At 44.4% G+C, this 22,963-nt stretch carries 19 protein-coding genes and 1 CRISPR repeat array; of the genes, 16 read left to right on the top strand and 3 right to left on the bottom strand.

The genetic code is table 11. The features are described 5' to 3' along the window. Positions 1-2: 2 nt before the first annotated feature. From mglA to ACQ31U_RS00760, 3 genes are all read right to left on the bottom strand, one after another. Positions 3-1,526 carry a galactose/methyl galactoside ABC transporter ATP-binding protein MglA gene (mglA, locus tag ACQ31U_RS00770; RefSeq protein ID WP_431052989.1) on the bottom strand — a complete coding sequence of 508 codons (1,524 nt, stop codon included), beginning with the start codon at positions 1,524-1,526 and terminating at the stop codon, positions 3-5. A gap of 55 nt (positions 1,527-1,581) precedes the next feature. Further along, positions 1,582-2,574, bottom strand: a complete 993-nt coding sequence (gene mglB / locus ACQ31U_RS00765) for a galactose/glucose ABC transporter substrate-binding protein MglB (RefSeq protein ID WP_431052987.1) — start codon at positions 2,572-2,574, stop codon at positions 1,582-1,584. Positions 2,575-2,782: 208 nt separating this feature from the next. Then, complete coding sequence (locus tag ACQ31U_RS00760; RefSeq protein ID WP_431052985.1) at positions 2,783-3,781, bottom strand: substrate-binding domain-containing protein; 999 nt, start codon at positions 3,779-3,781, stop codon at positions 2,783-2,785. Positions 3,782-3,978: 197 nt separating this feature from the next. On the opposite strand from ACQ31U_RS00760, the gene ACQ31U_RS00755 reads away from it, so the two are divergent. The 16 genes from ACQ31U_RS00755 to recD all read left to right on the top strand — a co-directional run bounded on the left by ACQ31U_RS00755 (position 3,979) and on the right by recD (position 22,841). Further along, the gene (locus tag ACQ31U_RS00755; protein ID WP_431052983.1) at positions 3,979-5,031 is read left to right on the top strand and encodes a UDP-glucose--hexose-1-phosphate uridylyltransferase; all 1,053 of its coding nucleotides are present in this window, start codon (positions 3,979-3,981) and stop codon (positions 5,029-5,031) included. Between the two features lie 16 nt (positions 5,032-5,047). Then, positions 5,048-6,220 (top strand): galactokinase, encoded by a 1,173-nt coding sequence (gene galK, locus ACQ31U_RS00750; protein ID WP_431052981.1) that lies wholly within the window; start codon positions 5,048-5,050, stop codon positions 6,218-6,220. Then, complete coding sequence (galM, locus tag ACQ31U_RS00745) at positions 6,217-7,266, top strand: galactose-1-epimerase (protein WP_431052979.1); 1,050 nt, start codon at positions 6,217-6,219, stop codon at positions 7,264-7,266. Before galK ends, galM begins: the two co-directional genes overlap by 4 nt. A 207-nt stretch (positions 7,267-7,473) precedes the next feature. Next, positions 7,474-8,688 (top strand): type III-A CRISPR-associated protein Cas10/Csm1, encoded by a 1,215-nt coding sequence (cas10, locus tag ACQ31U_RS00740; RefSeq protein ID WP_431052977.1) that lies wholly within the window; start codon positions 7,474-7,476, stop codon positions 8,686-8,688. Then, positions 8,628-8,996 (top strand): CRISPR system precrRNA processing endoribonuclease RAMP protein Cas6, encoded by a 369-nt coding sequence (gene cas6 / locus ACQ31U_RS00735; protein WP_431052975.1) that lies wholly within the window; start codon positions 8,628-8,630, stop codon positions 8,994-8,996. Before cas10 ends, cas6 begins: the two co-directional genes overlap by 61 nt. A 73-nt stretch (positions 8,997-9,069) precedes the next feature. Then, the gene (gene csx16, locus ACQ31U_RS00730) at positions 9,070-9,366 is read left to right on the top strand and encodes a CRISPR-associated protein Csx16 (RefSeq protein ID WP_431052973.1); all 297 of its coding nucleotides are present in this window, start codon (positions 9,070-9,072) and stop codon (positions 9,364-9,366) included. 18 nt (positions 9,367-9,384) lie between these two features. Then, positions 9,385-10,563 (top strand): Card1-like endonuclease domain-containing protein, encoded by a 1,179-nt coding sequence (locus ACQ31U_RS00725; protein WP_431052971.1) that lies wholly within the window; start codon positions 9,385-9,387, stop codon positions 10,561-10,563. Beyond that, the gene (gene csm6 / locus ACQ31U_RS00720; RefSeq protein ID WP_431052969.1) at positions 10,563-11,717 is read left to right on the top strand and encodes a CRISPR-associated ring nuclease Csm6; all 1,155 of its coding nucleotides are present in this window, start codon (positions 10,563-10,565) and stop codon (positions 11,715-11,717) included. The genes ACQ31U_RS00725 and csm6 overlap by 1 nt, the downstream gene beginning before the upstream one ends. Positions 11,718-11,888: 171 nt before the next feature. Continuing rightward, entirely contained in the window at positions 11,889-12,269 is a 381-nt protein-coding gene (locus ACQ31U_RS00715; RefSeq protein ID WP_431052967.1) for a hypothetical protein, read from the top strand. 142 nt (positions 12,270-12,411) lie between these two features. Beyond that, positions 12,412-12,696 (top strand): CRISPR-associated endonuclease Cas2, encoded by a 285-nt coding sequence (gene cas2 / locus ACQ31U_RS00710; RefSeq protein WP_431052965.1) that lies wholly within the window; start codon positions 12,412-12,414, stop codon positions 12,694-12,696. Between the two features lie 6 nt (positions 12,697-12,702). Further along, positions 12,703-13,773 carry a CRISPR-associated endonuclease Cas1 gene (gene cas1 / locus ACQ31U_RS00705; protein ID WP_431052963.1) on the top strand — a complete coding sequence of 357 codons (1,071 nt, stop codon included), beginning with the start codon at positions 12,703-12,705 and terminating at the stop codon, positions 13,771-13,773. 15 nt (positions 13,774-13,788) lie between these two features. Further along, positions 13,789-14,070: a CRISPR-associated endonuclease Cas2 gene (cas2, locus tag ACQ31U_RS00700; RefSeq protein ID WP_431052961.1), complete on the top strand. Its 282-nt coding sequence runs from the start codon at positions 13,789-13,791 to the stop codon at positions 14,068-14,070. Positions 14,071-14,234: 164 nt separating this feature from the next. Beyond that, a CRISPR array of direct repeats spans positions 14,235-15,056; the repeat unit is 37 nt; unit sequence ATTCAAATATAAGCCCTGACTAAAAAGGGATTAAGAC. 221 nt (positions 15,057-15,277) lie between these two features. Then, positions 15,278-15,463 carry a hypothetical protein gene (locus tag ACQ31U_RS00695; protein WP_431052959.1) on the top strand — a complete coding sequence of 62 codons (186 nt, stop codon included), beginning with the start codon at positions 15,278-15,280 and terminating at the stop codon, positions 15,461-15,463. A 204-nt stretch (positions 15,464-15,667) separates the two neighbouring features. Next, a complete protein-coding gene (locus tag ACQ31U_RS00690) occupies positions 15,668-16,990 on the top strand; it encodes an NCS2 family permease (RefSeq protein ID WP_431052957.1) in 1,323 nt (440 codons plus the stop codon). Between the two features lie 221 nt (positions 16,991-17,211). After that, on the top strand, positions 17,212-20,868 hold the full coding sequence (gene recB, locus ACQ31U_RS00685; RefSeq protein ID WP_431052955.1) for an exodeoxyribonuclease V subunit beta: 3,657 nt from the start codon (positions 17,212-17,214) through the stop codon (positions 20,866-20,868). Continuing rightward, the gene (gene recD / locus ACQ31U_RS00680; protein WP_431052953.1) at positions 20,865-22,841 is read left to right on the top strand and encodes an exodeoxyribonuclease V subunit alpha; all 1,977 of its coding nucleotides are present in this window, start codon (positions 20,865-20,867) and stop codon (positions 22,839-22,841) included. The genes recB and recD overlap by 4 nt, the downstream gene beginning before the upstream one ends. Positions 22,842-22,963 lie beyond the last annotated feature (122 nt).

Here is a 22,963-nt window from a genome sequence, read left to right as displayed (position 1 = left end):
TTTTATAAATATTTAGCGGCAAGCTGTAAAATTTCTTGCTGCGATGTTTCTTTGGTGTTGACGATACCGGCGAGTTTGCCGTTGCTCATCACCATAATCCGATCGGTAATCCCTAACAGTTCCGGCATTTCGGAAGAAATAATGATAATGCCTTTGTCTTTTTGCGCCAGCTCCATAATCAATTGATAAATTTCATATTTAGCGCCGACATCAATCCCGCGTGTCGGTTCGTCCAACATCAGGATTTCCGGTTGGGTCAACAACCAACGTCCGATAATGACTTTTTGCTGATTTCCGCCGGAAAGCGAGCCGATATTGGTTTTATGCGATGGTGTTTTCACATTCATCGAATCGATAACCCATTGGGTGTCGCTTTTCATTTTAGTCGAACTCAGCAGTCCGAATTTGGACATATAGGATTTTATATTTGAAATCAGTGAATTAAATTCAATGCTTAAATTGGAATAAATCCCTGTGGAACGGCGTTCCTCGGTTACTAAAGCAAAACCGTTGTTGATTGCTTCAAGTGCGGTTTTATTGCGCATGACTTTGTCGTGTAGTTTGACCACACCGCTCTTTTTTTCGCGGATCCCGAAAATCGTTTCCACGATGTCGGTACGTTTTGCGCCCACCAGACCGGCAATGCCTAAAATTTCACCTTTATGTAGTTCAAAACTGATGTCTTGGATTGACGGCTGATTCAGTGCGGTCAGATTTTCAACGGTCAGAATCACTTCTTTCGGTTGGTTGATTTTCGGCGGGAAGCGTTGGGTCAGCTCACGTCCGACCATCATCGCGACGATACCGTCCATGGTTGCGCCTTTGACCGGAATGGTGTTAATCCATTTACCGTCGCGCAATACCGTGACTTCATCGCAAATTTTGAAAATCTCGTCCATTTTGTGCGAGATATAAATAATGCCGCAGCCACGTTCTTTCAGTTTTTCGATAATCGAAAACAGGTGGCTGACTTCTTTTTCGGAAAGCGAGGACGTCGGTTCGTCCATGATCACGATTTTGGCATTATAAGAGAAGGCTTTGGCGATTTCGATCATTTGCATTTGGGAAACGGAGAGTTTGCCCACTTTCATTTTCGGATCGATATCAATATCCAGTTCTTTAAAAATAGCTTGGGTGTCGTTATACATTTTTGTGTGATCGACCAACCCGGCTTTGGTCGGATAACGCCCCAACCAGAGATTGTCCATTACGCTGCTTTGTTTAACCAAGTTCAGCTCTTGGTGTACCATTGAAATTCCGTTTTCCAGCGCTTCTTTTGAGGTTTTAAAATTAACCGGCTTTCCAAGAAAAAGAATTTCGCCCTCGTCTTTGGCGTAAATACCAAATAGACATTTCAGTAATGTGGATTTTCCGGCTCCGTTCTCCCCCATCAGGGCGTGAACCGAATGTGATCGCACTGTCAAATTGGCATTGTCCAGCGCCTTTACGCCGGGAAAGGTTTTACTTACCCCTTTCATCTCCAACAGAACTTTACTTTCTGTTTGCACGGATTGCTCTACACTCATATCCAACCTCAAGCGAAAAAGGGGAGAGAGAATCTCTCCCCAAGATTACAACATATTATTTTAAGAAATTATCCAAATTGTCTTTGTCAACACCGACGTATGGAATACGGACGACACGGTTTTCCAATTTCCATTCGGTACCTTCGGCAGCATCTTTACCATTTGCCAAGTTGTCAGCCAATTGCACCACTGCTTTTGCCTGGTTTACGCCGTCGTTTAATACGGTACCGGCAATCGCACCGGATTTAACCAGTTGCAATACTTCCGCCAAGGCGTCAACCCCGAAAATCGGCAGTTTTTTACCGTGGGATTTGGTTGCTTCTAGGGCGCCCATTGCCATACCATCGTTGTTGGCGATGATCATTTCAATGGTGTTGGCATGCGGGCCGGATAACCATGCGTCAGATTTGTCTTTCGCCATTGCCGCGTCCCACATACCGGTGTCGATGTACAGTTGTTCGGTTTGAATGCCTTGATTGTTCAGTTCTTTGATAACAAACTCGGTACGCGCTTCGGCATCCGGATGTCCCGGTTCGCCTTTCAGCAACACATATTGGATTTTACCGTCTTTGTTTAAATCCCAAGCCGGATTGGCTTTCCACTGTTTGGCGATCAAGTCACCTTGGATCACGCCGGATTCTTTCGGCTCAGTGCCCACATAGTAGGCTTTATCGTAGCTGTTGATCGCCGCTTGGCCCGGATCTTTATTGAAGAATACCACCGGGATATCTTCTTCAGAGGCTTTTTTGATAATGGTCGGTGCCGCCGCCGGGTCAACCAAGTTGATAGCCAAGGCTTTTACGCCTTTGGAAATCAATACGTCCACCTGATCGTTTTGAATGGATTGGGCATTTTGTGAATCGTTCATCAATAACTCGATGTCTTTCAATGCTTCGGCTTCTTTTTCAATTTCCTGACGCATGGTGGACATAAAGTTATCGTCGTATTTGTAGATAGTTACACCGATACGATTGGCGGCTTGCGCAGACGTTGCTGCAATACCTAATCCGACAGCCAATGCAACAGAAGTCAATACGGTTTTTTTCATGGTAATTCTCTCCATCTTTGCTATATAAAGATAAATGCCATCGGTTTTGCTGCAACCGATACTTAGAGTATTATCTGCTTTGAGCGATAATGTCAGGGTATAGGATACTCAAGCTGTCTTTAAAAGTATGTGATCCTATTCACATTATGAAAACGATTACATAATTTAATTAAAAAATATGTGGCGTGGATCACAATTTCATTCCAAATTAAATGGACTTGACCGAGAAACGTTTCACCAGGGTCGGGTTGAAAGTGATATTTTCCGGTGACGCCACTTCTTTATTGACTAAACTGAGTGCCAGTTCCGCCGCATAACTTGCCATTAAATCAATTGGATACCTAATAGTGGTCAGTTTCGGCACTAAGTAACTGGCGATCGGCATATCGTCAAATCCGATAATCGAAAATTGGTGGGGCACTTTGATGTTGTTTTCATTCAAGATCGATATTGCGCCCGCCGCCATGGAATCATTGTAACAAACCAACGCCGTCAGATTGGAGTTGTAACTCAATAGTTTGATCATCGCTTCTTCGCCGCCTTGATAATCGGGAGAGGAATTGGCGATGGCATGATAACAGAGCGGGAGTTGGTTATCGGATAACGCTTTTAAATAACCGCACTTACGCTCGCTTTCGTCATTAATATGATGGTTGGAGCCGATATAACCGATGTGACGGTGTCCATGTTGAATCAAGGTGGTGGTCGCCAAGTAAGTGCCTTTTTCATTGTCCAAGGCAATGCAACGGTGTTCAAAACCGGGAATCGTACGGTTAATAATCACCATGCCCGGATGGTGGCTTAAGTAGTCTTGCAACATCTCGTCGCTCAGGGCTTTGGCGTGGACGACCAAAGAATTACAGCGTTTTTTTAACAATAGATCAATCGCTTGCTTCTCTTTTTCCAAATCATGATAACCGATACCGATCAAAATATTGCGCTTATGTTTAGCGGCGACTTGATCAACCGATTTCACCAAAATGGCAAAAAACGAATCGGTTACATCGGTCACTACCACACCGATGGTATCATTGCTTTGCGAGGCGAGAGCCTGCGCATTGGCATTGGGATAATAACCGAGTTGTTGCACCGCGCTTAATACCGCTTCACGGGTTCTTTCCGTGATGGAAGGGTGATCATTCAACACGCGCGAAACTGTCGCCACTGAAACATTGGCGTGTTTTGCCACATCACGAATCGTCACCATTTTTACTATCCTCACATCAGATTAATTGAAACCGTTTCCTATCATACGCCATTTTTTTATTTTCCGAGAGTAAACGGCAAAGTATTTAGGCGTTTTGTGATCTAATTAACGGTTTGTTTGCTGGATTATGCTATATTTAACGCCGATAATGTAACCGATTACATTTTATTTGAATATAAATAAATAGGTGAATTGAGATGAATAGTGTAAATTTTGATCCGACGGAACACCCGCATCGCCGCTATAACCCATTGAAAGATGAATGGATTTTGGTTTCCCCTCACCGCGCCAAACGTCCTTGGAGTGGGCAGAGTGAAAAATTGGAAACTCATCAGTTACCGCAATATGATGAAAACTGTTTCTTGTGCCCGACTAACAAGCGGATTTCCGGCGCAGTCAATCCGGACTACAAGCATACCTATGTTTTCCCGAATGATTTTGCCGCTTTAATGACCGATAGTCCCGACGCGCCGCCGAGTGACAACCCGCTGTTTCAAGTGATGGGCGTGCGCGGTTTGAGCCGTGTCATCTGTTTTTCACCGGATCACAGCAAAACCTTGCCGGAATTGAGTGTGCCGGAATTACGCCAAATTGTGGAAACCTGGAACGAGCAAATCGAAGAATTAGGCAAAGATTATCTTTGGGTGCAAGCCTTTGAAAATAAAGGTGAAGCGATGGGCTGCTCACAGCCGCACCCACACGGGCAAATTTGGGCGAACAGTTTTTTACCGAACGAAATCGCCACCAAAGAACGCAATTTATTGAAATATTACCAACAATACGGCAGCAATCTGCTGTTGGATTATGTCAATGCCGAGCAAAAAGACGGCAGCCGTACTGTGGTTGAAACGGAGTTTTGGCTTGCCGTCGTGCCGTATTGGGCGGCATGGCCGTTTGAAACCATGCTGTTGCCGAAAATGCCGGTAAAACGCATGAATGAACTTACGGACGCACAACGTGATGATCTTGCCTTGATAATTCAACAATTGACTATTCGCTACGATAATCTGTTTGAATGCCCGTTCCCGTATTCAATGGGCTGGCATTATGCACCGTTTTTCCAAGACGGACGCAATTTGGATCACTGGCAGTTGCACGCCGTGTTCTATCCGCCGTTATTACGCTCTGCCACCGTGCGAAAATTTATGGTCGGTTATGAAATGCTGGCGGAATCACAACGGGATTTGACGGCTGAGCAAGCCGCCGCACGGTTGGCGGCACTAAGCGATATTCATTACAAAGCAAAATAAGAAAGGAGATGAAGACATGCTTTTACCACAGCAACAAGCACAAAAAGAATTTATCGAGCAATTTGAGTATCAACCCGAACTGTTGGTTTATGCGCCGGGGCGGGTGAACATTATCGGCGAACACACCGATTATAACGACGGTTTCGTGATGCCTTGTGCGATTGATTACGGCACGGCAATCAGCGGTGCGAAACGCGAAGACAATATTTTCCGAGTGTATGCGGCGGATTTGCGACAATGGGACGAATTTGATTTAAGCCGACCGATTGAACCGCACTTGCAGGCGGACGGCGAGTATAAATGGACCGGTTATGTACGCGGAGTGGTGAAATATATACAAGAAAAATGTCCCGAGTTTAAGACCGGGGCGGATTTGGCGATCAGCGGCAATGTACCGCTTTCCTCCGGTTTAAGCTCCTCAGCCGCGTTGGAAGTGGCGACCGGAAAATTCTGTCAAGTATTGGGCGGATTGGCGTTAAGCCATGTTGATATTGCGCTGATCGGACAAAAAGCGGAAAACCGTTTCGTCGGTTGCCAGTGCGGCAATATGGATCAGTTGATTTCGGCGTTAGGACAAAAAGATCATCTGTTAAAAATCGACTGCCGCAGTTTGGAAACCGAAGCGGTGCCGGTGCCGCAAGGTGTGGCGGTGATGATCGTCAATTCCAATGTGAAACATGATCTGGTGGCGGGCGAATACAACAGCCGCCGCCAGCAATGCGAACAAGCGGCGGCATTCTTCGGCGTGAAAGCGTTGCGCGATGTTTCGATTGCGCAGTTTAAGGCGTTGGAAGAGGAATTGACCGCACTTGACCCGATTGTCGCCAAGCGTGCGCGGCATATTGTTACCGAAAACCAACGGGTGTTGGATGCGGCGGCAGCGTTGAAAAACGGCGATTTACAGCAACTGGGCGTATTGATGGGACAATCGCATGATTCAATGCGCGATGATTTCGAAATCACCGTGCCGGAAGTGGATTACTTGGTGGAATTGGCGCAGCAAGTGATTGGTAACAGCGGCGGCGCACGTATGACCGGTGGCGGCTTCGGCGGCTGTATCGTCGCGTTGGCGCCGGAAGATAAAATCGACGCGGTGCGCCGCCAGATTGCCGGGCATTATCATAAACGCACCGGCTTGAAAGAAACCTTCTATGTTTGCCATGCCTCGGCCGGAGTCAGTGTTTTATGATCAATATTTACAATGCAGAATTAGCCCCGGACGGCAAACCGTTTCAGGTGGTGGCGTTGGCGAATAGGCGGGGAATGCGGGTTCGCTTTACCGACTGGGGGGCAACGTGGCTCTCCTGTCAAATTCCGATTGGCGGAAGCTTGCGTGATGTCGTCTTGGGGTGTGAAAACTTACAACAGCACAGTGCACAAGGGGCTTATTTGGGCGCAACGGTCGGGCGTTTCGCCAACCGTATTGCCAATGCCGCTTTTCACTTAAACGGTAAAGATTATCCGCTGGCTGCTAACCAGCAAGGCAAGCACCAATTGCACGGCGGTTCACAGGCATTCGATAAACGCCGTTGGCAGATTTTAAGTCATGATGATAACCAAATTGAGTTCGGGCTACATTCGGCTGATGGCGATCAGGGTTTTCCCGGCACAGTGCAGGTCAAAGTGCGCTATCAATTGCGTGACGATAATGCGTTGTTGGTTATTTTTAACGCCGAAACGGATCAAGACACGCCGCTAAATCTCACCAACCACGCTTATTTCAACCTCGACGGCGAAAGTGCGGATCAAACCGCACTGCAACATCAGTTAAGAATCAACGCCGATTATTATCTACCGGTGGATAGCGAAGGTATCCCGAAAGCACCGCTAAAATCGGTGGCAAACAGCGGTTTTGATTTCCGTAGCGCCAAAACAGTTGTGCAAGATTTCTTAAACGACAGCGATCAACAGCTGGTTGCCGGCTATGATCACGCGTTTTTACTCAAACAACCGGGGTTAAATGCCGAGGCGCAAGTGGAACTGCGTTCAAGCAACGGTGATTTATGCTTGAAAGTCTTCACTGATCAGCCGGCGATCCAAGTGTACAGTGGCAACTTCCTCGCCAATACGCCAAACCGCCTCGGCTCAACTTACGCCAACCACGCCGGCATTGCCCTTGAAACCCAAGCCCTGCCCGACACCCCGAATCACCCCGAATGGTTTAAATACGGCGGAATCAGTAAAGCCAACGAGCCTTATCACAAAACCACCGTGTTTTTATTTGAGACGAACTAACGTTTATTCGAGGCGAATTAACCACAACCGCACTTTGCAATTAACATGTAAAGTGCGGTTTTTTATATACATTAGGCTGTATTTTAAAGTAGTACAGGTAAAAATATGAGCTGGTTCAAATTATTGAAATTACAAATCTGTAAAAAGATAATTTATATCGTATTTTAAGTATGATGTGCTCATTATCTTATTAGAAAAGGAGTTGAAATGGATACGAATTTATTAAATGCCTCTGCCCGGGTAGCATTGGTTGCACTTCTGCACGATTTAGGTAAATTTGCACAACGGGCAAAGATTGAGATACCAAAAGATTATCTCGCTGCTCATTTTAATTTCAATAAGGAAGGGCAGTATCATTCTCATCAGCACGCAGCTTATACTGGGTGGGCGATAGATTTACTTGAGCGTCGTCTTCCTGATTTAATTCAAGACGATGTATTTCCTTTTGCAAATCGCAGTGATAAGAATAATGATATTACAGACTCAATGATTAATGCCGCAGCGGCACACCATAAACCAGATACCTTTTTGCAATGGGTGGTGGCGACGGCAGATCGCGTGGCTTCGGGTTTTGAAAGAGAAACGTTTGAACAATATAATCAGGCAAAAGAAAATGGTGAAAGTCGTCGTGAACAAAAAAATCATTATCAAGCGCGTTTATTCAGTTTGTTAGAGCAAATATCATTCACTTCGGAGAAAAAGGATAAAAACGACTATTGCTATCCGTTAAAACCACTTTCTGCCAAGACGATTTTTCCAGTAATGCGGCAAGGATATGAGCCCTCTGAAAATAGTGTAGCGCAAAAAGAGTACCATGCTTTATGGAATGCCTTTTTACAAGGATTAGAACAGATTCCGCATTCACACCGTCAGTCTTGGTCTTTGTGGCTCGATCATTTTGATAGTCTTTGGCAAAGTTATACTAGCGCGATTCCGTCAGCGACCGCATTTGGTGTTAAACCCGAAGTGTCATTATACGACCATTCTAAAACTACAGCGGCAATGGCGACCGCACTTTGGCGTTGGCACCATGAAAACGGACAAATCGATGGGGAAGCCGCAAAATCACTGAAAAATCGAGAAATTAGCTGGGGGCAAGATAAGTTCTTATTAATCCAAGGTGATTTTTTTGGTATTCAGGATTTTATTTTTGCTTCGGGTAGTGAAACTAATAAACAAGCGGCAAAGTTACTGCGTGGACGCTCATTTCAAGTTTCGCTATTTTCTGAGTTAGCTGCTCTTAAAGTACTACAGGCTTGCGAATTGCCAAGTACAAGTCAAATCACCAATGCGGCAGGTAAGTTTTTAATTGTTGCACCGAATACGGAAAAAATACGAAGTGCGGTGAAACATCAACCCCAATGCGAATTCAACGCAACGGACATCCATTATCTGCGGATGAACTGCATATTGAACGCTTAATAATTGGCTTGGCAAAGCGGTTGGTATTGCTCACCGAATTTCATACTACAGAGACATTGCAACTGGATTTTAATGGGTTGAAACAGCACATTGACAACATATCGGATCATAAACGGCTGCGTTGGCGAGATTGGACAAGATTTTCGTCAAGACAACAGCAAACCATGCAATTAGGTGGTTTAGTGGGGGAATGGCAATTGAATCGGGTTTCATCGCGGGTTGCTCAATTACTTTATTTAGGACAATGGCTACACGTGGGAAAAAATGCGTCTTTTGGTTTAGGAAAATACCAAATTACAAATTTGTAATTTTGCCGACTAAGCAAAAATTACCTTATGCTAGGCTTTCTATTAATAACATAAGGTAATTAACATTTAAAATATGGCAACATGGTTTATTTCCCGTCATCAAGGGACAGTGGAGTGGATGAAACAACAGCCGATTATGGTGGATCATTGGGTTAGCCATTTAGAGGTTGGGCAGATCCAAGCAGGGGATATTGTGATGGGCACATTACCGCTCCATTTAGCTGCACAAGTGTGTCAAAAAGGGGCTAAAGTTTATTTTTTGTCGCTAAACGTGCAAGAACATCAGCGTGGGAAAGAATTAACGAGAGAACAACTTAATCAGCAATCTTGCCGATTAATGCCTTTTTATGTGAAAGCATTAGAACAGTAAAAATTAATTCAGGAGAAAATGATGGCCGCAAAATATGATATTCACTTTTGTTTAATTTCAGTACAAGCAGCCGCCAATTTACTACCGATCTTAGATCCGCAATTTAAACCGAAAAAAGCGGTTTTTTTGGTTTCCAACAAGATGAAAGAACAAGCCAAATTTCTTAAAAACACCGTTGAAAAATTAGGTGTGAATGTTGTTTTAGAAAATCTTGCCGATATATTTGAATTTGCAGAGCTTGAAGATCGTATTGCAGATATTGTTTCGCAATATGAAAGTGAGGATATTGCGCTGAATGTAACGGGTGGCACAAAACTGATGGCAATAGCTGCTCAAAATGTATTTTCAATGGCAGATAAACCGATTTTTTATATGGACACCGATAAAAATCGCATTGTTTTTGTATCCCAATCAGCAGAGAAAAAACGAATGGCTGATATTCATCTCTCAACTAAAATCACCATGGAAAACTATTTGATGGCATATGGGCATTCGGTGGTGTCTGAGCAAAAATTAGCAGTGAATGAATCTGAATTAGATTTGGTTAAGGAATTTATTCACTATTATGATCGCTATCGAAATCTCATTCCTCAATTAAATGGTATTGCAAGCCGTTCTGAAAATTCAGGCTACAAAACCGCACTTGAGCATAAAGAACTTAAACAAAATGGCTTAACCGACTTCTTATTTGAACTGCATGATGAAGAGATAATTGCATTTGATGGGGAGCGTGTCAATTTCAAAAATAAAGCAACCAAGGAAAAACTCAATGGCGGTTGGTTAGAAGAAGTGGTATTTAGTGAGCTTAAAAATATCAATAAAGTACAAGATATTTCACTGAATTTGGAAGTGGGAAATACCAATTACAACCCGAATAAATCAACGTGGGATGAAAAAAATAAAGGCAATAAAAATGAGTTTGATGTGGTGTTCATTGCCAATAATAAATTACATATTGTAGAGTGCAAAACCGCTATAATGCAGAGTAAAAAATCAGCGGATAAACCTGAAAGCATTCTCTATAAACTGGAAGCACTCAAAGATTATGGCGGTTTGATGACGAAAAAATGTTTAGTCAGTTATTTCGAACTGAATGAAGCCGATCGAAATCGTGCAAAAGAACTTAAAATCGAAGTGATTCATGGAAAAGAATTGCAACAGTTGAAAAGTAAAATTCAAAATTGGATAGGAAAATAATGAGCCAGATTAAGAAAAATATACTGCTTTCAGTCACTGGAATGTCCCCGGCGGTGATCACGGAAACACTTTATGCGTTAGTTACGGAGAAAAAATTTATCCCAACAGAATTGCATGTGATTACTACCTTGCCGGGCAAAGAGGAGATTATGGATGCGTTGCTTGGGATTGAAGGCGGGCGTAAAAAGGCGGAAGGTGCATTGGCTGAGTTTTGTGCAGATTACCATTTGCCAGCCATCCATTTTGATGAAAGCTGTATTCATGTTATTCAAAATAGTGAAAATATGGATTTAACTGATATTCGCACGCCTGAAGAAAATAAATTAGCTGCGGATCAAATTGTTGGTTTGGTGAGTGAATTTTGTCAGCGACAAGATACCGCACTTCATGCTTCGATCGCAGGCGGGCGCAAAACGATGGGCTTTTTCTTAGGCTATGCGTTGTCATTGTATGGGCGTGAACAGGATTCGCTTTCCCATGTTTTGGTGGAAGAGCGTTATGAAAATTTGCCAACATTTTTCTATCCAAAACCGAATACACATATGATCAATGATCTCGAGGGGATAGAAATTGATGTGTCACAGGCAAAAGTGATGTTAGCCGAAATTCCTTGGGTGCGGCTTGGTTTAGGCGTGCCTGACGGCTTATTGCGAAGCCATTTATCTTATAGTCAATCGGTTGAGAAAGCACAAAATGCCTTGCAAACGCCAACAATCACCTTTTTAACGCCAATTGATGATCGAAAAGTGCGCTTTGGTTGTGAAATATTACGTCTATCACCGCGTGGCTATGCTTTATTACTTTCATTATGTTTATTTAAAAAACGGGGTTTATCCTATCAATATGAAAGCCCTGATGAAAATAAGATACAGAAAGTTATTGATCTTTATATGGTTATTCTAAAATCTGTGGGCAATGAAAGTACTCGTCTAGGCGAGGATTTTAAAAGTTTACTTTCTGAATCAAAAACGGATATCACTAAAAAATATAAAGCGGCAATTGGGCTAAATAATAATTCTAAAAATGTACCTTATATACCATCGTCTAAATCCCGGTGTTATACACTGGGGGTTGAAGCAGAACATATTGATTTAACTGCGATTGAAGCAGAGATTAAAGCCTGCCGGTTCCCTATCCCCGTGGCTCAAGATTAGCCTATCTTATAGATTGGATGTTTTAAGGAAGATAGGTAATATTTTCCTTTTTTATTTTTCCATTCTTGGATTTTTATTATCATCTATTACAGATTTGTAATACCCTCAATTTAGGCTCACACTCACTATAATTTCTATTACTGAATATCAAGAATTGGTAAGGAGAATATAATGAGAAGTGAGTTTTATACCAATAAAAATACGGAAAATTCAACACTGCCTTATATTTTCAAACCTTATACGGATAGTGAAATTAAAGCTATTGCTTTGGGCTATACTGAAATTCAGGATGAGAGAGCTTTTAATGGTCGCTATTTTATAAAAGATGGGAAAAAATGGATTCATAATATTGAAGCATTACGGAGAAAATTAAATAAAGACTATGTTCGTTATATTGATGACGATGAATTATCTGTATCAGCACCGGAAGGATTTGGTTATGGCGTAGAAGCCTATTATTTGTATAACAGCCATTCAGATAATTGGTTGAGCAAGAATAAACAGTGGAATAAATTGTTAAATACTTGCAATGTTAGCAGGCGATTCAATTAGAAGTATTACTGCAAGCATTTTAAATTAGTATTAATTTCATCATATTTCCAAGCAAGAGCTTAATTTAGATGAATGTTTTTTAAAATTAGTAGGAATGAAACCTTGTGGTTGCATTTCTTGTTAAACGAACGAAGGAATATTGATGGATAGCACGCGTTCTTTTTATTTAATCGCTTATGATATTACAGAAAGCAAACGGCTGCGTTGTGTGCATAAGAAAATTGAAAGCTATGCGGTAAGTGGGCAAAAATCATTTTATGACTGCTGGTTGACAAAACATGAATTATTGAAGCTCAAGTCAGATCTACTAGATTCTATTGATACAGAACAGGATCGACTTTATATTTTTCAACTATATGACAATTGTGAAAGACAATTTTTTGGCAAAGCAAAACAGCAATCAACAGAGCCTTTTTTATGGGTTTAAGGAGCTATGATGTCTAGTCTTTATATTGATCGCAAAGGAACGGAATTAAAACTACAAAATGAAGCTTTGATTTGTTATGAAAATGATGAACGTATTGGTACGATTCCACTAGCCCCAATTGAACGTATTTATATTAAAGGCGATGTGAAATTACAGGCGTCATTGCTTGCAAAATTAGGCGAAAAAAATATTGGCATTATCTGTCTTTCAGGTAGAAAAAATAGCCCAACGTTATTTATGTCTCGACCACATAACGATGCAGCTCGACGTTTAGCTCAATATGCCCTTGCAAGTGATGAATCTTTCTGCTTAACGTTTGCCAAAAAACTTGTTTTGTTGAAATTAGTTACACAAAAAAATTGGATGTGGCAAGCTAGTCATAAACGAATGGATAAAAAATGTTTGCTTTCGGCTCGTGCTGAAGAATTAGATAATTTAATTCAGCGTGTATTTCAGCAATCGACAGTCGCTTCCTTACGGGGAATTGAAGGGCGGGCGGCTGCTGTTTATTTCACCGCATTAAGTATTTATTTACCGTCACATTTAAAATTTGCCGGTAGAAATCGTCGCCCGCCACGTGATCCATTTAATGCCGTTTTATCATTAGCTTATACGCTCTTACATGGCGAAGCTGTGTTGGCTGCTTATGGAGCTGGGCTCGATCCCTATATTGGATTTTTTCACGGATTAGATTTTGGACGCGAGTCATTAGCTTGTGACTTAATCGAGCCATTGCGCCCTTTAGTTGATAATTGGCTGCTTGGTTGTTTTCGTGACCGCATTTTACGTGAAGAATATTTTAGTACCACAAATGAAGGGTGTCTGTTGGGTAAAACAGGACGGGTTCAATTTTATTCTGCCTATGAAAAAGCGGTTATGCTTTGGCGGAAAATGTTGACTGAAAACTGCCGGGCTTTAGCATTGGTGTTAAAGCAAAGTAGTTTAAACATGCTCTTGCCTCAACGACGTAGTAGTGAAACATCCCAACAATTATTGCAACAAAATTGGGAGACCGCACTTGCACCTTACTTTTTTAATCAACGCACTATGTTAGAAAATGTTGAATTTTGTTTTTAATAGGGAGGAGTTGATATGTATTTATTAGGTTATGATGTGAGTGATCCAAAGCGTTTGCAACGAGCATATAAGAAATTATGCCACTATGCGACACCGATTCAGTACAGTATTTTCTTGTTTGAAGGTAACAAGAAACAGCTACAAACTTGTATTGATGAAGTATTAGCACTTATAAATAAAAAAGAAGATGATTTTCGAGTGTACCAGCTTCCAACACAAGGAATTCAATGGCGCTTGGGGAAATCCTTTATGCCAGAGGGAATTTATTGGACAGGATTACCCGCTGGACTCACTTGAGTGATACCGTTATAATATCAACCTGTTGGATCACCAATGAGCGTTGACGGATTATAAATTGACTATTATTTCATCAAAACTTGAACCAGCTCTTTATGGTTCTTTAAAAATTGGGAAATATCAATATAACATATTGATTAAAAAGTTTTTTATTAATGTCTGCTATTCAAATATAAGCCCTGACTAAAAAGGGATTAAGACGCTTCTGACTCGGTGAACCAATGCGACCCTAATTCAAATATAAGCCCTGACTAAAAAGGGATTAAGACCAAAATCCTCCGTATCTTTATAACGGCGACTGTAATATTCAAATATAAGCCCTGACTAAAAAGGGATTAAGACCAAGTCAAAGATTGTCACCAACGCCCTGTAAAAAATTCAAATATAAGCCCTGACTAAAAAGGGATTAAGACGCACTGATGAATTGTTCCCGTGTCGGGTTCATGTATTCAAATATAAGCCCTGACTAAAAAGGGATTAAGACACGACTTCTCCGCCCGCTTGCAGTACCCGTCGGAATTCAAATATAAGCCCTGACTAAAAAGGGATTAAGACAAGTTAAAGGTGTTAGATGTAGGCGAGGAGAATTGGATTCAAATATAAGCCCTGACTAAAAAGGGATTAAGACACACCTTGCTCCCACCAAGGCACAGTGTTATCTGTATTCAAATATAAGCCCTGACTAAAAAGGGATTAAGACAGAACGAGTTGATAATATCTGTGAACTCGGTCAATTCAAATATAAGCCCTGACTAAAAAGGGATTAAGACCCATTGTAATCTACACAGATGCTAAGCATGCTTGAATTCAAATATAAGCCCTGACTAAAAAGGGATTAAGACCTCACAAAGAGGGCAAACTAAACAAAAAGGAGTTGATTCAAATATAAGCCCTGACTAAAAAGGGATTAAGACAGTTCGGATTGAATGGTTTCATGGTTAAATTCTCTATTCAAATATAAGCCCTGACTAAAAAGGGATTAAGTTCTTTGAACGAAGATGTTTCTAACGGAACCAACAATTCAAATAAATTAAGCTTTGATTAGATGGTGCTGACTTAAAGATAATTATAAATAAATAGAATATTAAATAAGCATTATATATATTTATTAAGTTGTATTGACAAACCATCCGTTTCCCCTAAAATAGCGGCTTGAACAGCTGTTTAATTTATCAACACTGTTTTATTGCTAAAAGGAAATATGAGTATGAAGAAGAAAAAACAAGCGCAACCGCATGAAAGTGCGGTGAATAACTTTGTGGCGAAGAATATGGCGAAGTTCACCCGTCATCAGATTCACGAAAAAAGCTACAAAGCGATGAGAAAGCTGAATAAACAAAACCTGAAAAGAGAAAACCTCGATTCAGGTTTTGGCTTTTTAGGCGTGGCGTAATTCCGTTTTTCCTCGTTTTTCTGTTTGAACGCACTTTTTTACCGCACTTTTCTTTTTCCGACTAAAAACACATCGCGGCTCCGGCGGGTTTTTGCTACCATACTGACGAAAAGCCAAACGCAAAATTTTTCGGTTTTTCCAATTTATTATTGTCTCTTTTTTGATTCTTTTTTGATTCTTTTTTATTGATAACTGGAACTTACTATGCAAAATCAATGCTTACTGCAACGTTTTTTTAAACTGCAACAGCACGGCACAACGGTGAAAACCGAAATTATCGCCGGGATCACCACGTTTTTGACGATGGTGTATATCGTGTTTGTCAATCCGTCGATTCTGGGTGTCGCCGGAATGGACAGCCAAAGCGTGTTTATCACCACCGCACTGATTGCGGCGTTCGGCAGTATTTTTATGGGCTTATTCGCCAATTTACCGGTCGCCCTTGCGCCGGCAATGGGCTTGAACGCGTTTTTTGCTTATACCGTGGTGTCGAAACTCGGTCTGTCTTGGCAGGTGGGCATGGGCACGATTTTTTGGGGCGCAGTCGGGCTGTTTTTGCTCACATTGTTCCAAGTGCGGTATTGGTTGATTGCCAGCATTCCGACCGGTTTGCGTGTCGGCATTACCGCCGGGATCGGGCTGTTTATCGCCTTAATGGGTTTCCAAAATTCCGGTATCGTGGTGGCAAGCCCGGCAACCTTAGTGACCTTGGGCAATCTGTATTCTTCACAAGTGTTATTGGCGATTTTGGGCTTCTTTATTATCGTGATTTTGGCGTCGCGTAATATCCATGCCGCGGTGCTGGTGTCGATTGCGGTGGTGACCGCACTTTCGTTGTTATTGGGCAATGTAGAATACCAAGGCATTTTCTCAATGCCGCCGAGCGTGTCGAATGTGGTCGGGCAGGTTGATTTAGCCGGTGCCTTGGATATCGGTTTATTGGGAATCGTGTTTTCATTTATGCTAGTCAACCTGTTCGATTCATCGGGTACGTTATTGGGCGTGACCGAAAAAGCCGGTTTAGCCGACGACAAAGGGCGTTTCCCGAAAATGAAACAAGCGTTGTTTGTCGATAGTATCAGCTCGGTAACCGGGGCGTATATCGGCACATCATCGGTGACGGCGTATATCGAAAGCAGCTCCGGCGTGTCTGTCGGCGGGCGCACCGGCTTAACCGCAATCGTGACCGGGATTTTATTCCTGTTAGTGATCTTCCTGTCGCCATTAGCGGCGTTAGTGCCGTTGTATGCCACCGCCGGGGCGTTGATTTATGTGGGGATTTTGATGTCTTCCAGCCTGATTAAAGTGCGTTGGGACGATTTGACCGAAGCCACGCCGGCGTTTATTACCGCGGCGTTAATGCCGTTTACTTATTCCATCACCGAAGGGATTGCGTTTGGCTTTATCAGCTATTGCGTGATGAAATTATTCACCGGCAAAGCCTCACAAATCTCGATTCCGGTGTGGGTGGTGTCGATTCTGTTCTTGGTGAAAATCATCTTTATTGATAAAGGGATTATGCACTGATTTAATAACACCAGAATGGATATGCACAACCATTTTTGATGATTAAAGTAGGGGCGGATGATATCGCCCACTGACGGGATACGCTATTTTGCCAGCTAGAAGCAGAATAAAGTGCGGTCGGGCGGATATATCATCCGCCCCTACAATAGCGCTAACCTTTGGTTAATTATTCAACGCTGGCGGTGGAATATCCATTGATATTTAAAGGGAACACCGCGCCCATGCAAAAACTCAATCCGATTACTCACCCTCTCAACAGCGTTTCCCTGATTGAAGCCTCTGCTGGCACAGGCAAAACCTACACCATGGTCGCTTTGTATTTGCGCTTATTGCTCAATGCCGGTGAAAACGGCTTAAGCCGTGCCTTAACGGTGGAGCAGATTTTGGTGATGACCTTCACCGAAGCGGCAACGCAAGAGCTGAAAGATCGGATTCGCACTCGGATCGTGGAAGTCAAAGGCTTGTTTAACCAAGTCTTGCAGCAGCAATTAGCCGAACCGCCAAGCCAAGATCCGTTTATTTTAGACCTGTTCCACGCGGTCAAAGCCGATTTGCCAAGTGCGGTGTTGCGCTTGGAACTGGCGCAGCAGGATATGGATACCGCCGCGATTTTCACCATTCACGGTTTCTGTTACCGTATGCTAATGCGCTATGCCTTTGATTCCGGCGTGCATTTTAATTTGGAATTGCAAACGCAAGATGATGATTTGCTGTTGCGCTTTTGCCGAGAGTATTGGCGTGAACAGTTTTATTCGCAAAATTTGGCGATCAGCCGTTTTATCGCGACGCATTTAAAGTCGCCGGAGGAGGTATTAAAACGGATTAAAGCCGATCTCAGCGGCGAAATGCCACAAGTGCGGTCGGATTTTACGCAGGGCGATTTAAACGCTTTTTTGCAACACCATTTGATGGCACATCTTGCTCAAATTGCGCGCTTTAAAGCAGATTGGTTGGCGCAACACGCGGATATTCAAGCCTTAATTTTACAAGCCATGCAACAAAAGCAACTGGACGGACGCAGTTATCAAACGCGCTATATTGAGCCGGCGTTTGAGGCGATCGCACAATGGGCGAACGGTTCAGACAGCAGTTTGCATGAAAAACTCATTCACTATTTTTCACAACAAAAACTGGATCAAAAAAGCAAAGGCGCAGCAGAAATCTCGCACGACCTGTTTCAGCAAGTGGATCAACTGGCGGCAACAGACGAGGCGTTTTTCGCAAAAATGCTGCTTTGGCACTATATCCACGGCGTGCGCGCTAAGATCGCCGCTCACAAGGCGAGCCATAAAGAAATGGGCTTCGGCGATCTGTTGCAACGGCTGAAAACCGCACTTTATGCCGAAAACGGACAGAGTTTGGCGCAGTTGATCCGCCAACAGTTTCCGTTCGCGATGATTGATGAATTTCAAGATACCGATTTAGAGCAGTATCAGATTTTCAAACGGCTGTATCTCGATCAGGCGGACAGTCGTGACAGCGGCATGATTATGATCGGCGATCCGAAACAGTCGATTTATGCTTTCCGTAATGCCGATATTTTCACCTATCTCACCGCTGCCGAACAGGCGCAGCAACGCTTCACCCTTGATACCAATTGGCGTTCCACTCCGCAATTAATTGCCGCCGTGAACAAACTGTTCGCTCATGCCGCAACGCCGTTTATCTATCCTCAAATCCAATTCCAAGCGGTCAATGCCGGTAAAAGTGCGGTGCAATTACATTTGAACGGCGTTCAGCAAAAACCGCTGAATGTTATGTTGAGTGAAGACGATAAGTCCGATATGGCAACGGCGTGCGCCGCCTCGATTCAACAATGGCTGAAAGGCATTGAACAGGGTGAAGTGCGGTTTAGCGATCCGAATTTGACATTAGCGGCAAAGGATTTGGCGGTGCTGGTGCGCAATGTTAATGAGGCGAAACAGGTTAAACAAGCGTTGGCAAATCTCGGCATTCAAAGCGTTTACCTGTCGGATCGTAGCTCGGTGTTAGAAAGCGATTGGGCGCAGGCGATCAGCTATCTGCTGGCGGCGTGTCTGAATCCGCAGCAGGAAAGCACGCTGATGAAAGTGTTGGCGAGCCGCTTGTTCCAATTTAATGCACAGCAGTTAAGCCAATTGCGCCAAGACGAACGGGCGTGGGAGCGTTGGATTCGCGATTTTAGTTATTATCAACGTTTGTGGCAGACGCAGGGCGTGTTGCCGATGATTCATCGCCTGTTGCAACAACAAAAGCTGGTGGCGAAACTGTTGGCAATGCCCGACGGCGAGCGAGCCATCACCGATATTCTGCATTTGGCGGAATTTTTACAACAAGGCGCGAGCCTGAACGAGAACGAACACGCCTTGTTGAGTTGGTTTGAAACGATGATCAACAACCACGATCCCGAAGCGGACGAAGTGCGGTTGCGTTTGGAAAGCGAGCGCAATTTAGTCAAGATCGTCACCATTCATAAATCCAAAGGCTTGGAATATGGCGTGGTGTGGCTGCCGTTTCTCGGCAGTGGTTTTGCCAAGAAAAAAGGCGAATCTCAGCGGCTGCAACGCTATCACGACGGGCAAAATCAACTTTGTTACGATTTGGACGACAGCCACCAACAAGAAAATCTGCAAGAGCGGTTGGCGGAAGAGCTGCGCCTATTATACGTCGCCTTAACCCGCGCCCGTTATCAGTTAAATATCGGTTTCCCTACGAAATTAAATACAAAATCCAATTGGAATGCGCTGGCGTATTTGTTGTCGGATAACGCAATGTTGTTACAAGCGAAAAATAATCTTGAATGGAACACCGCTGCGCAACTCAGCCGTTATTTAGCGGACGACGATTACAGCCTGACCGCACTTTCCGATCTGCAAGCCGATGATTGGCGTGCTGCGGTTGCGCAAGCCGAAACCTTAGAGGCAGCGAATTTTGACGGGCAGATTGAACAAAACTGGACGGTCGGCAGTTTTACCGCCCTTGCCGCCATGCAGCAGCGTAATCAGCAACGCAGGCAAAACCGTCAGCAGCCAAGCGAAAACAGCTTAAAAAGCGAACATTATCACGATAGCGGCGCGGATTATGACAGTGAACATCTGGATTTCAGTTTATGGCTTAATCAGCCGTCGGCGCAGATTGAGCTGAAACAGTGGCAAGGGCAAATACATAATCCGTTTACTTTGCCGCAAGGGGCGAAGGTCGGGAATGTGCTGCACCATTGGCTGCAATATGCCGATTTTAGCCAAGCTCCGTCGGCGGAGGCGCTCCCCGATTTGTGCCGACAGTTGAATTTAGCGGCGGACGAATGGCTTGCGCCGTTACAATACTGGTTACAACAACTGTACCAAACCCCGTTTTTGACAACAGCGCCTTTTGGGAAAACAAAAGTGCGGTTGGCGGATTTGCCTGCTCAGGATTGCCTCAAGGAAATGGCATTTATGATCAGCATGGACGCGCCGCTGAATGTGCCGCAGTTAAACCGTTTATTGCGACAATATCACCCGTTGGCGGCACAACAAGCGCCGTTGCAACTGGATCAAATTCAAGGCATGTTGCGCGGTTTTATTGATTTGGTCTGCCGTGTGAGCGGCAAATATTATCTGATCGACTATAAATCCAATTATTTGGGCGAGGGCTATCAAGCCTATCAGTCGGCGCAACTTGCCAATGTGATCGCCTATCAACGTTATGATTTGCAATATTTGATTTATACCTTGGCACTGCACCGCTATTTGCAACAGCGCGATCCGCACTATGATTATCAGCGTGATTTCGGCGGCGTGTATTATCTGTTTTTACGCGGCATGGACGGCGTAAGCAGCGATAGCGGCGTGTATTTTGATAAACCGGATTGGTCGTTAATCGACGGACTGGATAAACTTTTGGTGGGGGCAGTATGATCACGATTTTGGCGCAACTTAAACAAAACGGCTTGATTAGCCCGCTCGATTACCAGTTCGCCCGTTTAATCGACAATAAACAACAAACCTATGCCTATCCGCAACCGATTGCCAATTTAGCGGTGTTATTGGCGGCGTTATCCAGCTATGCCGCGCAAAACGGCAGCACTTGCCTTGATCCGCAAGATTTCGCTCACGGCGATTTTTTTGATCTCGCCATGCAGCCGGAACAGCGGGCGCACTTATTGCAACTTCGCGGCTTGCTCGGCGATCTTGCGCCGTCAGACTGGCAGCACGTATTACAAGGACATATTGCGTTTTGCGATTCAAACAACGCACAATCTGCGCCGTTACGTTGGGAGAACGGTTTGTTGTATTTGCAACGTAATTGGCGGGACGAACAGCAGATTGTACAGCGTTTATCGCAGCGCGTGGCAATGCATGCCCAATCCCTTGCGCCGCAACAATTAGCCGCGTTTTTAAATTTGTTGTTTACATCTGAAAATGATGAAATCGACTGGCAAAAAATCGCGGTGGCGACCGCACTTCGCCAGCCGTTCAGCCTGATTTCCGGCGGACCGGGCACCGGCAAAACCCGCACCGTGTGCAGTTTATTAGTCGCTTTGCAATGGCAGCGGCAACAATTAGGATTACCGCCGTTGAACATTGCCCTGAGCGCGCCGACCGGCAAAGCGGCGGCACGCTTGAGCGAATCGATTAACCATGCGTTGCAGGCTATGCCAAGTGCGGTTTCCGCCGAATTAAAACGGCAAGTTCCAACGCAAGCGCAAACTCTGCACCGCTTGCTCGGCATGACGCCACGCGCCCCGAACGGACGTTATCAGCCGGACAAACCGTTAGCGCTGGATCTGCTGTTGGTCGATGAAGCCTCGATGGTCGATCTCAATTTGTTTGCGATCTTATTAAATGCGCTGTCGCCGCATACCCGTCTGGTGTTATTGGGCGATAAGGATCAGCTCAGCTCGGTGGAAGCGGGGGCAGTGATGGCGGAATTGTGCCGCTTTTTGCAACAAGGCTACAGCGCAGCACATTGTGATTATCTGTGGTTGGCGACCGGGCAGCGGCTAGAGCCGCAAGTGAACGGCAATCCGATTCGCGATGGGCTGAGCTTTTTGCGCAAAAGCTACCGTTTCCGCGCCGATTCGGGGATTAAAGCCTTAGCCGAAGGCGTAAATCAAGGGCGTGCGCAGAGTTGGGCGGATTTTGCCAATTATACTGATCTGACCTGCTTTGATTATAATCTCGTGCTGCCAAGCTCGGATCATTTACAAGACAATATCTCTCTAGCAAGAAACCGCACTTTAACTGCCGTCAATCTGATTTTGCAGCAAGCAGCAGCGTGGTACGACGACTATTTGCGGCAAGTGCAGACACTGGACGAATTCACCCCCGAAAAAATCGAGGCGGTTTTCAGCGCATTTAATCAAGTGCGCTTGCTCAGTGGCTTGCGCCAAGGGGATTTAGGCGTGGAACAACTCAATCTGGCAATCAGCGAACGGCTGCGGCAACAGGGCAAATTACAGTTCCGCCACGCCCATGAATGGTATCACGGCAAGCCGATTATGGTATCTCACAATGATACCGCCGTGGAGTTATATAACGGCGACATCGGTCTGTTTTTAACCGATAAACACGGCAACAGCCGGGTGTGGTTTGAAAATGGTGAGGGGCAATATCGCGATATTTCCCCAAGCCGCGTACCGCCCCATGAAACCGCCTTTGTGATGACGGTGCACAAATCGCAAGGCTCGGAATTCGCCCATACCGCACTTGTGCTGCCGTTGACGATGAACCCGATTTTAAGCCGCGAACTGATCTACACCGCCGTCACCCGCGCCAAATCGCACTTCACCCTGTTCGGCACGCAACGCATTTGGCAAAGTGCGGTACAGCAACCGATACGGCGCAGGAGCGGGTTGTATTTGGGATTGGAGCAAAAGAGAGAGTTGTAGGAAATAAACCGAGGACTTTACCGCACTTTTGTTTTCCGACAGCGACCTGCGGTCGCAATCGGTTAAGCAGCCTGCGGCTGAGTCAGCCCCTCTGGGGCTGTCAGAGAAACTGCTCATCTGCG

This window comes from Testudinibacter sp. TW-1, from assembly GCF_050613185.1.
Taxonomy (GTDB): Bacteria; Pseudomonadota; Gammaproteobacteria; order Enterobacterales; family Pasteurellaceae; genus Chelonobacter.
The sequence above is the reverse complement of the archived record's forward strand: the minus strand, read 5'-3'. Positions and strand labels throughout refer to the sequence as shown.